Genomic DNA, 13,939 nt, shown 5'->3' on the forward strand with positions numbered 1-13,939 from the left:
ATGCCGGTGATGGACTCTTCCGTTCCAGCTTTGCTGAAGCAGCGGGCGGATCAGCAGGCTAGCACCACCGCGTATACGTTCATCGACTACGGATTGGATCCACAAGGTTTCGCCGAGAGCCTTACGTGGGCACAGGCCTACGGGCGCGCTTGCATTATTGCTGAAGAGTTAAAATTGTGCGGCTCGCCCGGCGATAGAGTAGCAATTTTGGCGCCGCAGGGACTGGAATATATTGTCGCCTTTCTCGGCGCGCTGCAGGCTGGATTTATTGCGGTTCCGCTTTCTGCGCCGCAGTATGGCATCCACGACGACCGCGTTTCCGCAGTGTTACGCGATGCCAGCCCCGTCGCCATTCTCACGACGTCGTCTGTGGTCGCGGACGTAACAAAATATGCATGCGCGCGGGATGGGCACGCGGCCCCGTTTGTGATCGAGGTTGATCTACTCGACTTGGACGCACAGCATAGGCAGCCGGCAGCTGCTGGGCTGTCTCACGGAGCGGCCTACCTGCAATACACGTCGGGCTCGACCCGCACGCCCGCTGGTGTCATTGTGTCGCACAAGAACGTCATTGCCAACGTGACACAAAGCCTCTACGGCTATTTTGGCGATAGCGAGAAGATCCCGCTCGAAACTTTGGTGTCGTGGCTGCCGTTGTTTCACGACATGGGCCTGATTCTAGGAATTTGTGCGCCCTTGGTGGCTGGTCGCAGCGCGGTGTTGATCAGCCCGATGTCATTTCTGCGCCGACCGGCCTGCTGGATGCAGTTACTTGCCACCAACCCACGATGCTTTTCTGCGGCTCCCAACTTTGCGTTTGAGTTGGCGGTGCGTAGAACCTCCGACGACGACATGGCCGGGCTCGACCTGGGCGACGTGCTCGGCATCGTCAGCGGCAGCGAGCGAATCCACGTCGCAACGGTGAAGCGTTTCACCGAACGTTTCGCCCCGTACAACCTCAGCCCGACGGCGGTGCGACCCTCCTACGGGCTCGCCGAAGCGACCCTCTACGTGGCGGCTCCCGCGCCTGATACCGCGCCCACGACTGTCCGGTTCGACTACGAGCACTTGACGGCTGGTCAAGCCCGGCGCTGCGGAGCCGACGGGACAGTTGGCACCGAACTCATCAGCTACGGCTCACCCGAGCCGTCCTCAGTGCGAATCGTCGACCCGGAGACCATGGTCGAAAATACGTCGGGAGTTGTCGGTGAGATCTGGGTGCGTGGCGACCATGTGGCGATGGGCTATTGGCAAAAGCCGGAGCAGACCATGCGCACGTTCAACGCAACAATCGCCAATGCGGCACCGGGAACCCCAGCGGGGCCGTGGCTTCGAACCGGAGACCTCGGTGTCATATCCGATGGCGAACTGTTCATCATGGGCCGCATCAAAGACCTGCTGATCGTCGACGGTCGCAACCACTATCCTGACGACATCGAGGCCACCATCCAGGAGATCACCGGCGGCCGCGTGGCCGCCATATCCGTGCCAGACGACATCACCGAACAGCTCGTGGCGATCATCGAGCTGAAGCGACGTGGAGCTTCGGCTGAAGAGGCCATGCTGAAACTGCGTTCGGTCAAGCATGAAGTCGCGTTTGCGATCTCGCGGTCACACAGTCTGCGGGTGGCTGATCTTGTTTTGGTGTCTCCAGGCTCGATCCCCATCACCACCAGCGGCAAGATCCGGCGTTCAGCGTGTGTCGAACGGTATCGCCGCGACGGATTCGAACGCCTGGATGTGACGGTATGACGGCCAGCATCGGCGGCGAAGCCGACCTTCGGCACTGGCTGGTCGACTACCTGGTAACGAACATCGGTTGCACACCCGACGAGGTAGACCCCAATCTGTCGCTGGCCGACCTGGGGGTAGGTTCCCGTGACACCGTGGTGCTCTCCGGGGAGTTGACGGAGTTGTTGGGTAAGACGGTGTCCCCCATCGACTTTTGGGAACACCCGACAATCAATGCCCTGGCCGCACACCTGACTGCGCCCGAGCCCGGCGCCGAATCACCAGCGGCACACCATCGCCCGAATCGGCGCTCACTGGAAGAGCCGATCGCCGTCATCGGAATGGGATGCCGCTTTCCGGGCGGAGTCTCCGGTCCAGATGCGTTGTGGCAGTTCTTATGTGAGCGTCGCTCTGCGATCGGATGTGTTCCCGACGAACGGTGGGAGCTGTTTGACGACGGCACCCCCGAAGTAAAGGCACTGCTCGCCCGCACCACGCGGTGGGGCTCATTCCTGCCCGACATCGACGCTTTCGACGCCGAGTTCTTCGAGATTTCCCCCAGCGAAGCCGACAAGATGGACCCCCAGCAACGCCTACTGCTGGAAGTGGCCTGGGAAGCGTTGGAGCACGCCGGGATTCCTCCCAACTCGCTGCGCCGCTCCCAGACGGGAGTGTTCGCCGGGTCATGCCTCAGCGAATACGGCGCTATGGCGTCCACCGACCTGTCTCAGGTCGACGGCTGGAGCAACACCGGTGGTGCCATGAGTATCATCGCGAATCGCCTCTCGTATTTCCTTGATCTGCGCGGGCCATCGGTGGCGGTGGATACCGCATGCTCGTCGTCGTTGGTAGCGATCCACCTGGCCTGCCAAAGCCTCCGGACTCAGGACTCCAACCTGGCAATCGCGGCCGGAGTGAACCTGTTGTTGTCCCCTGCGGTGTTTCGCGGCTTCGACCAAGTTGGCGCGTTGTCGCCCACCGGTCGGTGCCGCGCGTTCGACGCGGCCGCCGACGGGTTTGTGCGCGGTGAAGGAGCCGGGGTGGTGGTGCTCAAGCGGTTGACCGACGCGCAACGCGACGGTGATCGCGTGCTGGCGGTGATCTGCGGTTCATCGGTCAACCAAGACGGTCGCTCCAACGGTCTGATGGCGCCCAACCCGGCGGCCCAAATGGCCGTGCTCCGCGCCGCTTACGCCAACGCGGGGATGCAGCCCAACGAAGTTGACTATGTCGAAACTCACGGGACCGGCACCTTGTTGGGGGATCCGATCGAAGCGCGAGCCCTCGGCACGGTGCTGGGACGCGGGCGTCCCGAAGACTCTCCCCTGCTCATCGGCGCGGTGAAGACCAACCTTGGCCACACCGAGGCGGCGGCGGGGATCGCCGGCTTCATCAAGACGGTCTTGGCCGTGCAGCAGGGCCAGATTCCGCCGAATCAGCACTTCGAAAGCCCTAACCCGCACATTCCGTTTGCCGACTTACGGATGAAAGTTGTTGACGCCCTGAGCGAATGGCCGGACACGGGCCATCCGCGCCGGGCGGGCGTGTCGTCCTTCGGATTTGGCGGCACCAACGCACATGTGGTGATCGAGCAGGGCCAGGAGGTGGCTGCACTACCCGAGATTATCGACGCCGCTCCGGCGGTGTCGACGCTGATCGTGGCCGGCAAGACGCCGCAACGGGTAGCCACCACGGCCGGGGTGCTCGCCGACTGGATGGAAGGGCCCGGCGCAGAGGTGCCATTGGCTGATATCGCCCACACGGTCAATCATCACCGGTCGCGGCAGAGCACTTTCGGCACCGTGGTCGCGCGGGATCGCGCCCAGGCGGTCGCCGGAATGCGTGCCCTGGCCGCTAGGCAGCACGCCCCCGGTGTGGTCAATCCACAAGAGGGCCCGCCCGGTCCCGGTACCGTGTTCGTTTACTCCGGTCGTGGTTGGCAGTGGGCCGGAATGGGCCGCCAACTGCTGGCGGACGAACCCGCATTTGCTGCTGCGGTAGCCGATTTGGAGCCAGCGTTCGTCGAACAGGCCGGCTTCTCCCTGCACGAAGTGCTTTCTGACGGCAAGGAGCTGGTTGGCATCGAACAGATCCAGCTCGGCCTGATCGGCATGCAGCTGGCGCTCACCGAGCTGTGGCGTTCCGCCGGCGTGCAACCCGACCTAGTGATCGGCCATTCCATGGGTGAGGTGGCCGCCGCCGTGGTGTGCGGAGCACTAACCCCCGCCGAGGGCTTGCGGGTCACCGCGACCCGGTCCCGGCTGATGGCACCGCTGTCCGGACAGGGCGGAATGGCGCTGCTCGAGCTCGACGCGGCCGAGACGGAAGCCTTGATCGCCGACTATCCGCAGGTGACGTTGGGGATCTACAATTCGCCGCGCCAGATGGTGATCGCTGGGCCCGCCGCGCAGATCGACGAGTTGATCACGACCGTGCGCGCCCGGGACCGCTTCGCCAGCCGGGTCAGTATCGAAGTGGCCCCACACAATCCGGCCATGGATCCGCTGCAGCCCCAGATGCGTTCCGAGCTAGCGGATTTGACCCCGCGCACGCCAACGATTCCGATCATCTCGACCACTTATGCAGACCTGGGCATCCGCCCAATGTTCGACGCCGAGCACTGGTCCACCAACATGCGCAATCCAGTGCATTTCCAGCAGGCCATCACTGCGGCTGGTACCGATCACCACACCTTCATCGAAGTCAGCGGACACCCGTTGCTAACCCAGGCCATCAGCGACACGTTGCTCAGTGCCCAGCACGGCATCCGATACACCAGCATTGGGACGCTACACCGCGACAGCGACGACACCATCGCGTTTCGCACCAACGTCAACGCCGTCCATACCGGCCACCCTCCACACACTCACCATCCCCAAGAACCTCACCCCCCCATTCCCGCCACTCCTTGGCAGCACAGCCGCCACTGGATCAGCACCAGACGTCGGGCTAGCTCGGTCGGATCGGCACCGGCGGCGGGCACCCTGCTCGGCCAACACACCACGGTCGTATCCAATCCGCCTTGCCACCTCTGGCAAGCGAGGCTGGCGCCGTACGCCAAGCCTTACCCGGGTCGGTACCGGTTCCACGGGGTCGAGATAGTCCCGGCATCTATTGTGCTGAGCACCATCGTTGCGGCTGCCCGGGAATTGGGCTACTGCGCGTTGTCCGGCATCCGATTCGAGCAACCTATTTTCGCCGACCAGCCACGCCGGATCCAGGTTGTCGCCGATAACCACACGATCAGCCTGGCTTCGAGCCCAGCTACCGAAACGGCTGCAGACAGGTGGACCCGGCATCTGACTGCCCAACTTTCGGCGCCACCGGCGGGCTCAGCGCTGCCGCCCAGCGACCGCCGTCAGGCCGACGCGCACTTCCCGTCCAACGGCCACAGTGACCAGGTACCAGACATCGCAGCGCTGTTCGCGCTCCATGGGGTCGACGGCCTTCCGTTCGGCTGGTCGGTGGTTTCCTGGGTACCAACGTCGGCTGGCGTGCAGGTGGGGATTGAGCTGCCCGAGGCGCCACTGGAAGGGTCGGCTGCGCCGTTGCTGGACGCCGCAGTACACGTCGGCGCGCTGGCGGACCTGGCTGATGCGCGCCTGTTCGTACCGGCAAGCGTCGAGCAGATGTGGTTCGGGGACGCTCTGGCCGCATCGCATGGTTCGGTGGCGCTGAGCCACATCGTCTCAGATGGAGACGGGATCACCGTCGATGTCACGGTGTCGTCCGGCGGCGCAGAACCCGGCGTGTCGATGCGCTCGCTTCGGTATCGGGCGCTGGACTTGGGCGCCGGACAACCCGCCGGGGCGAGCGTCGAACCACATTCGGATGCCAGGAATTTTGTGCACACTATCGACTGGCAACCGCGCAGTGATCGCGCCGACGAAAAACCCGCTACGACAATCGGTTCTGTTGCGGTAATCGGCGCTGGCGGCGCAGGGCTCACGTCGCGACTGGAAGCGGCCGGATACCCGCCAGCCCCGGTATCCGATGCCCGTTACGTGCTCTACCTCGCCAACGGCGACAGCGCCGACGATACCGACGTCGACTTCGCCGTCCGGACTTCCGCTGCCATCAGTGCGCTGGTCCGCACGCTGGCCGAACGGGAACCCGACAAGCCTGCCGCGCTGTGGATCGTCACACGCGGAGTCCACGAGTCGGTGACTCCGTCGGCGCTGCGCCAAAGCTTCTTATGGGGATTGGCGGGAGTCATCGCCGCGGAGCATCCCGAGCTGTGGGGTGGGCTGGTCGATCTCGCCGTCGATAGCGACGTCGACGACGCTTTGGCCCAAGCCGGGCCGGCACTTGCCGATCTGATTCCGACACCAAGCAAGTCGATCTTGGTGCTACGGGACGGCATAGTGCTCGCCCCCAGCTTGGCACCGGTCCGGGGCGAGCCGGTACGCGCATCGGTGCCATGCCGGCCCGACGCCGCCTACCTGATCACCGGTGGAATGGGAGCGCTCGGTCTGCTGATGGCCGACTGGCTTGCCGACCGCGGCGCTCGCCGATTGATACTGACCGGCCGTACGCCCTTGCCGCCACGGCGGGATTGGGACCTTGGCACCCTTACCTCCGAACAGCGCCACAAGATCGATACCATCCGAGCCCTAGAAATGCGAGGTGTCACCGTCGAAGCCGTCGCCGTCGACGTCGGATGCCGCGACGACGTGCAAGCCCTTCTCGCCAGACGGGATCGGGAGGGAGCCGCGCCGATCCGCGGGATCATTCACGCCGCGGGCGTCATCAGCGATCAACTGGTGACGACGATGACCGAGGATGCGGTGCGGCAAGTGATGTGGCCCAAGATCGCCGGCAGCCACGTGCTGCATGAGGCATTTCCACCCGGCAGCGTGGATTTCCTCTACCTAACCGCCTCGGCAGCAGGGATATTCGGTATCCCAGGCCAGGGTTCCTATGCGGCCGCCAATTCCTATCTGGACGCGCTGGCCCGGGCGCGCCGCCAGCAGGGTTGCCACACCCTGAGTCTGGACTGGGTGGCCTGGCGAGGGCTCGGCTTCGCCGCCGACGCCCTCATCGTCAGCGAAGAATTGCAGCGCATGGGTTCGCGTGACATCACGCCCTCGGAGGCTTTCACGGCGTGGGAATACCTTGACGGTTACGACGTCGCGCAAGCGGTGGTGGTGCCGGTGCCCTCACCGTTCGACGCAGACGGCGCCGAGACCCTGACATACCGGAAACCGGCCCGGAATTGGTCACAGCTGTCGGCCGCGGAGGTGCGTACCGAACTGGAGAACGGGTTGCGCGGCATTATCGCCGCCGAATTGCGGTTGCCGGAAACCGAACTGGATACCGACCGGCCGTTCGCCGAATTGGGACTCAACTCGCTGATGGCAATGGCGATTCGGCGGGAAGCTGAGCAGCTCGTCGGGATAGAGCTTTCGGCCACCATGCTGTTCAACCATCCCACGGTGGCATCACTCGCCGGCTATCTGAGCAAACGTGTTGCACCACAGCATGATTCAGGGGACGACGAGATAGCTGCGCTGTCCGCGTCGGCGGGCAGTGTCTTGGACAGCCTGTTCGACCGGATTGAATCGACGTCGACTGAGAGCGAAAGGTGATACGAACCGCGTTCAGCCGGATTTCCGGTATGAGCGCACAGCAGCGCGCCACTTTGGCCGAGGAGTTCAACAAGATCTCTCGCATTACGGTGGCCGAACCCATCGCGGTGGTGGGAATCGGCTGTCGCCTTCCCGGCGCTGTGACCGGCCCAGACAGCTTCTGGGACTTGCTGGTCGACGGCCGCGACGCCATCTCACGGATCCCGGCCGATCGGTGGGACGCGGACGCGTTCTACCATCCCGACCCGCTGGCCGCTGGCCGGATGACCACGAAGTGGGGCGGTTTCGTGCCCGACATTGCCGGCTTCGACGCCGAGTTTTTCGGCATCACCCCACGCGAAGCAGCCGCCATGGACCCGCAGCAACGGATGCTGCTCGAGGTTGCGTGGGAGGCCCTCGAAGACGCTGGCATAGCGCCGGATTCCCTGGCCGGCACCCGCACCGGCGTCCTGATGGGCGTTTATTTCAACGAGTATCAGTCTATGTTGGCCGCCGACCTGGAGAATGTGGACGCCTACAGCGGAACCGGAAATGCCCACAGCATCACGGTGGGTCGGATCTCCTACCTGCTAGGGCTGCGCGGACCGGCAGTGGCGGTGGACACCGCGTGTTCGTCGTCGTTGGTGGCGGTGCATCTGGCCTGCCAGAGTTTGCGTCTGCGCGAAACCGATTTGGCGCTGGCCGGCGGAGTGAGTGTCACCCTTCGCCCGGAAACCCAAATCGCGATCTCTGCCTGGGGTTTGCTATCCCCCCATGGCCGATGCGCCGCGTTCGACGCGGCGGCAGACGGATTTGTGCGCGGTGAGGGCGCCGGAGTAGTGGTGCTCAAGCGACTGACCGACGCCGTGCGTGACGGCGACCAGGTACTGGCGGTGGTCCGCGGTTCGGCGGTCAATCAGGACGGCCGCTCCAATGGGGTCACCGCGCCGAATACGGCGGCTCAGTGCGACGTGATCGCCGATGCGCTGCGATCCAGTGACGTCGCACCAGAGACGGTGCACTACGTCGAAGCCCACGGCACCGGCACGGTGCTGGGTGACCCGATCGAGTTCGAAGCGCTGGCGGCCACCTACGGCCGGGGCGAGGGTTCGTGCGCGCTGGGGGCGGTGAAAACCAATATCGGTCACCTGGAGGCAGCGGCCGGTATCGCGGGATTCATCAAGGCGGCACTCGCCGTACAGCACGCCACCATTCCGCCGAATCTGCATTTCTCGCAATGGAATCCAGCCATCGATGCCGCATCGACCAGATTTTTCGTTCCCACCGAGAACGCCTCATGGCCCACGACGGAGGGACCGCGGCGGGCGGCGGTATCGTCGTTCGGATTAGGCGGCACCAACGCCCACATCATCATCGAGCAGGGCCCCGAGCTGGCCCAGCTGGCTAAGGCATCCGGGAGCAGCACCGATACCGCGGTGTCGACGTTGGTGGTGACAGGTAAGACGACGCAGCGGGTGACCGCCACGGCGGCAGTGCTCGCCGATTGGCTGGCAGGCCCGGGCGCCGAAGTGTCGTTGGCCGAGGTGGCCCACACCCTCAATCACCACCGGGCCCGACAGCCCACGTTCGGCACCGTCGTCGCCCGTGACCGCGACCAGGCGATGACAGGATTACGGGCGCTGGCCGCCGGCCAGTCCGCGCCCGGCGTGCTGTGCCCGCAGGACGGTCCTCCGGGGCCGGGCACGGTGTTCGTCTACTCCGGGCGCGGATCGCAGTGGGCCGGAATGGGGCGCCAACTGCTGACCGACGAACCCGCTTTTGCCGCGGCGGTGGCCGAACTGGAACCGGTGTTCGTCGAACAAGCCGGCTTCTCGCTGCACGACGTCATCGCCGGCGGAAAAGAACTGGTGGGCATCGAGCAGATCCAGCTCGGTCTGATCGGTATGCAGCTCACCTTGACACAGTTGTGGCGCTGCTACGGCCTGCAGCCCGACCTGGTGATCGGGCACTCCATGGGTGAGGTGGCTGCCGCGGTGGTCGCCGGAGCGCTTACCCCAGCCGAAGGATTGCGGGTGACCGCCGTCCGATCCCGGCTGATGGCGCCCCTGTCCGGACAAGGCGGCATGGCCCTGCTCGGGCTCGACGCGGCGACCACGCAGCAGCTGATCGCCGACCACCCACAGGTGACCCTTGGTATATACAACTCCCCGCGGCAGACGGTAATCGCCGGGCCCACCCAGCAGATCGACGAGCTCATCACCCAGGTACGCGCCCAGAACCGCTTCGCCAGCCGGGTCAATATCGAAGTGGCCCCACACAATCCGGCGATGGATGCGCTGCAGCCCCAGCTGCGTTCCGAGCTCGCCGACTTGACCCCACGGACCCCGACCATTCCGATCATCTCCACCACCTACGAAAATCTCGACACCCGACCAGTGTTTGATGCCGAGCACTGGGCCACCAACATGCGCAACCCGGTGCGCTTCCAGCAGGCCATCGCCGCTGCGGCGACCGACAACCACACCTTCATCGAGGTCAGCGCGCACCCACTGCTGACCCAAGCCATCAGCGACACTGTGGAAGACGCGCACCGGGGCGGGACCTACACGACCATCGGTACGCTGCAACGCGATACCGACGATACCGTGACCTTCCGCTGCAACCTTTACTGCGTCGACTCCGCGCACCCGCCGCAGACGCCGCATCCGCCCGAGCCGCGCCCGCGGATCGCCACCACCCCATGGCAGCACACCCGGCACTGGATCAGCACCGGTCCCGCCGACGCAGCAGCTCTACCACGTCTGGCCGCGCAACAGAACTCCGATGGCGATCCGCTGGCCGACTGGTACTACCAGCTAAACTGGCCGGCCCGCCCAGCCCCCGACGCCGACACGCCCAGCACCGCGACCTGGCTCGTGATCGCAGACACCGGAATTTCCACGGCCATGCGCCGCGTCGCCGGCCCAGACGTTGCGGTCGATTCCCTCACCCCGGCAGCACTTTCGGAAGACGGTGAGCTGACTTTATCTGACGCGCTCACCGGCGTAGACAACGTGCTCTACGCACCGGCGGTCCCCGGTGATCTTCTCGATATCGGGCAGGCCTACCACCTATTCGACGCAACGCGACGGCTGGCTGCCGCGATGGTCGCAAGCGAGTCGCCGGCCACGTTGTTCATCGCGACCCGCAACGCCCAGCCGGTCTCGGAGGGGGATCGAGCCAACCCGGTGCATGCGGTGCTGTGGGGCCTGGGGCGCTCGCTCGCCCTGGAACATCCCGAAATCTATGGCGGACTTATCGATCTCGACGACTTGCTGCCCGCCGAACTGGCGGTGCGCCATGTCCTGTCCGCAGCGCAGGACGCGGCCCAAGAGGATCAGGTCGTGTATCGGCGGGGCACCCGCCACGTGCCCCGGCTGCAGCGACGAACTGTGCCAACCGAACCCGTCGCGCTGAGCGCCGACGCCAGCCAACTGGTGATCGGAGCTACTGGCAACATTGGGCCGCATCTGATCCGCCAGCTCGCCCAGATGGGAGCCACGACCATCGTCGCGGTGTCGCGCAATCCCGGCAGCCGACTGGCCGAGGTAGCCGAAAGCCTTGCCGCAGCAGCAAAGAACCTGGTGACGGTGGCCGCCGATGCTACCGACGAGGCCGCCATGACGCGGCTCTTCGACCGGTTCGGCGCCGACTTGCCGCCGCTGGAGGGCGTTTTTCTGGCCGCCTTTTCCGGTCGGCCGGTGCTGCTCCACGAGATGACCCACGACGACGTCCAAGCCATGTTTGCCCCCAAACTGGACGCTGCCGCGCTGCTGCACCGGCTCTCGGTCAAAACACCGGTGCGCCACTTCGTCATGTTCTCCTCCATCTCGGGCCTGACCGGTTCACGCTGGCTGGCCCACTACACCGCAACCAGCGGCTACCTGGACGCTCTGGCGTACGCCCGCCGGGTGATGGGCCTGGCGGCCACTGTCGTCGACTGGGGCTTGTGGAAGTCCTTGGCAGATGCCGAACACGATGCCAGCCAAGTCAGCGCTGGCTCCGGGCTACTGCCCATGGACGACCAGGTCGCTATCGGGGCGCTGCCGCTGGCGATGAGTCCCGACTCCGGGGTGCATTCGGTTGTGGTAGCCGCGGATTGGCCGTTGCTGGCAGCTGCCTACCGCACGCGTGGATCGCTGCGCATCGTCGACGACGTGCTGCCCGCGCCGGACGATGTCACGCTGCCGGAAAGCGAGTTCCGCAAGACCCTGCGCACCTGCCAGGCTGAACGACGCCACGACATGCTGTTCGACCGCGTCGGGGCCTTGGCCGCCGCCGTGATGGGAATGCCTGCCACCGCAACCCTCGACCCCTCGGCCGGGTTCTTCCAACTCGGCATGGATTCGCTGATGAGCGTGACGCTGCAGCGGGCGCTGTCGGAAAGCCTCGGTGAGCATCTGCCGGCTTCGGTCGTCTTTGACTACCCGACGGTGTACAGCCTTACCGACTATTTGGCCGGCACCCTGCCGGAGCTGTTGGAAGTAAGCGACCAGCCGGCCGCCGACGATCTGTACGACGAGTTCAGTGAAGATGAGTTGTTGCAACAACTTTCGGAAAGACTACGAGGTTCGTGATGAGCACCCCGACAACTGATCGCCGGGCGATCATCACTGAGGCGCTCCGCAAGATCGACGACCTAACCGCGCGCCTGGCCATCGCCGAGAAGGCCAGCACCGAACCGATCGCGGTGGTGGGTATGGGGTGCCGCTTCCCGGGCGGAGTAAACAGTCCGGAGCAGTTCTGGGATCTGTTGTGCGCAGGCCGAAACGGCATCGTGCGGGTTCCCGCCGACCGGTGGGATGCCGACGCCTTCTACACCGACGACCACAGCGTGCCCGGAACGATCTGCAGTCGCGAAGGCGGGTTTCTCACCGGCTGGGATCCCGATGAGTTCGACGCCGAGTTCTTCTCGATATCGCCACGTGAAGCGGCCGCGATGGACCCGCAACAGCGGCTATTGATTGAAGTTGCCTTCGAAGCGTTGGAGAACGCCGGCGTACCAGCACACACCATCCGCGGGACGCAGACTGCGGTTTTCGTCGGCGTCACGGCCTACGACTACATGCTGACATTGGCGGGCCGGTTGCGTCCGGAGGATCTCGACGCCTACATCCCCACCGGAAACTCCGCGAACTTCGCCGCCGGACGGCTCGCCTATATTCTCGGGGCCCGCGGCCCCGCGGTCGTCATCGACACGGCCTGCTCGTCGTCGTTGGTGGCAGTGCACTTGGCGTGCCAAAGCCTGCGCTCGCGGGAAAGCGACACGGCCTTGGTCGGCGGCACCAACTTGTTGCTCAGCCCGGGACCGAGCATCGCATGCTCGCGCTGGGGGATGCTATCTCCGGAGGGCCAGTGCAAGACCTTCGATGCGGCCGCCGACGGGTATGTCCGCGGCGAGGGCGCCGGGGTGGTGGTGCTCAAGCGGTTGGAAGACGCGGTACGCGACGGCAACCGCATCCTGGCCGTCATACGCGGGTCGGCGGTCAACCAGGACGGCGCCAGCAGCGGAGTCACCGTTCCCAACGGGCCCGCGCAACAGGCGTTGCTCCGCAACGCCTTGACGTCGTCGCGGTTGGCGGCTGCCGATATCGACTACGTCGAAGCCCACGGAACCGGAACACCGCTGGGTGACCCGATCGAACTCGACTCACTGAGCAAGGTTTTCAACGAACGGGAGAACTCCGCGGCACTGGTGATCGGATCGGTGAAGACCAACGTCGGGCATCTGGAAGCGGCCGCCGGTGTCGCCGGGCTGATGAAGGCCGTGCTTGCCGTGCACAACGGTTACATTCCGCGGCACCTGAACTTTCGCCAGCTCACACCGCACGCCAGCGCAGCCGTATCGCAGCTAGCCATCGCAACCGAGGGCATGGCATGGCCGGCCACCGGTCGGCCCCGCCGCGCCGGGGTCTCCTCGTTCGGGGTCAGCGGAACCAACGCGCATGTGGTCATCGAACAGGCCCCCGATCTGGTGGCGCAGCCGCGGCAAGGCCCAGATCCCGCGGTATCGACCTTGGTGGTGTCGGGCAAGACAGCGCAGCGCGTCGCGGCGACAGCGTCGGTGCTGGCCGACTGGATGCAGGGCCCGGGCGCCGGTGTCGCGCTGGCTGATGCGGCGCACACGCTCAACCATCACCGGACCCGGCAACCCAAGTTCGCCACCGTAGTGGCGCGGCACCGCCCCGAGGCGATCGCCGGGCTGCGTGCGCTGGCCAGCGGCCAGCCGGCCCCCGGCGTGGTGGCCCCGCACGACACTGCCATCGGAGCGGGCATCGTGTTCGTCTACTCCGGGCGCGGATCGCAGTGGGCCGGAATGGGCCGCCAGCTGCTGGCCGACGAGCCGGCCTTTGCCGAAGCTATCGCCGCCCTCGAGCCCGATTTCGTTGCCCACGCCGGGTTTTCGCTGCAAGACGTGATCGCCGGCGGCACCGAGCTGGTCGGTATTGAGCAGATCCAGCTGGGCCTGATCGGCATGCAGCTGGCGCTTACCGCGCTGTGGCGCTGCTACGGGGTGCAGCCCGATGCGGTGATCGGCCACTCGATGGGTGAGGTAGGCGCTGCCGTGGTGGCCGGTGCGCTGACACCGGCTGAGGGGTTGCGGGTTACCGCGACCCGGGCGCGGCTGATGGCCTCACTGT

4 protein-coding genes (1 of these 4 running past the window's edge) are annotated in these 13,939 nt (G+C 65.4%); all 4 read left to right on the forward strand.

The window, feature by feature from the left end; genetic code table 11:
* Tightly spaced (each overlapping or abutting the next), the 4 genes in view from fadD26 to F0Q45_RS03075 form a layout consistent with a single transcriptional unit that may run on beyond the window.
* Window positions 1-1,752 carry a long-chain-fatty-acid--AMP ligase FAAL26/FadD26 gene (gene fadD26 / locus F0Q45_RS03060; RefSeq protein WP_149652503.1) on the forward strand — a complete coding sequence of 584 codons (1,752 nt, stop codon included), beginning with the start codon at window positions 1-3 and terminating at the stop codon, window positions 1,750-1,752.
* A complete protein-coding gene (locus F0Q45_RS03065) occupies window positions 1,749-7,319 on the forward strand; it encodes a type I polyketide synthase (RefSeq protein ID WP_149652505.1) in 5,571 nt (1,856 codons plus the stop codon). Before fadD26 ends, F0Q45_RS03065 begins: the two co-directional genes overlap by 4 nt.
* Window positions 7,316-11,875 (forward strand): type I polyketide synthase, encoded by a 4,560-nt coding sequence (locus F0Q45_RS03070; protein WP_149652507.1) that lies wholly within the window; start codon window positions 7,316-7,318, stop codon window positions 11,873-11,875. The genes F0Q45_RS03065 and F0Q45_RS03070 overlap by 4 nt, the downstream gene beginning before the upstream one ends.
* Window positions 11,875-13,939 carry the beginning of a type I polyketide synthase gene (locus F0Q45_RS03075; protein ID WP_149652508.1) on the forward strand. Its footprint extends 4,445 nt past the window's final position, so the window shows 2,065 of its 6,510 coding nt (coding positions 1-2,065); its start codon is at window positions 11,875-11,877; its stop codon lies off the right edge, out of view. Before F0Q45_RS03070 ends, F0Q45_RS03075 begins: the two co-directional genes overlap by 1 nt.

Source organism: Mycobacterium simiae (assembly GCF_008370645.1).
Classification (GTDB): domain Bacteria; phylum Actinomycetota; class Actinomycetes; order Mycobacteriales; family Mycobacteriaceae; genus Mycobacterium; species Mycobacterium simiae_A.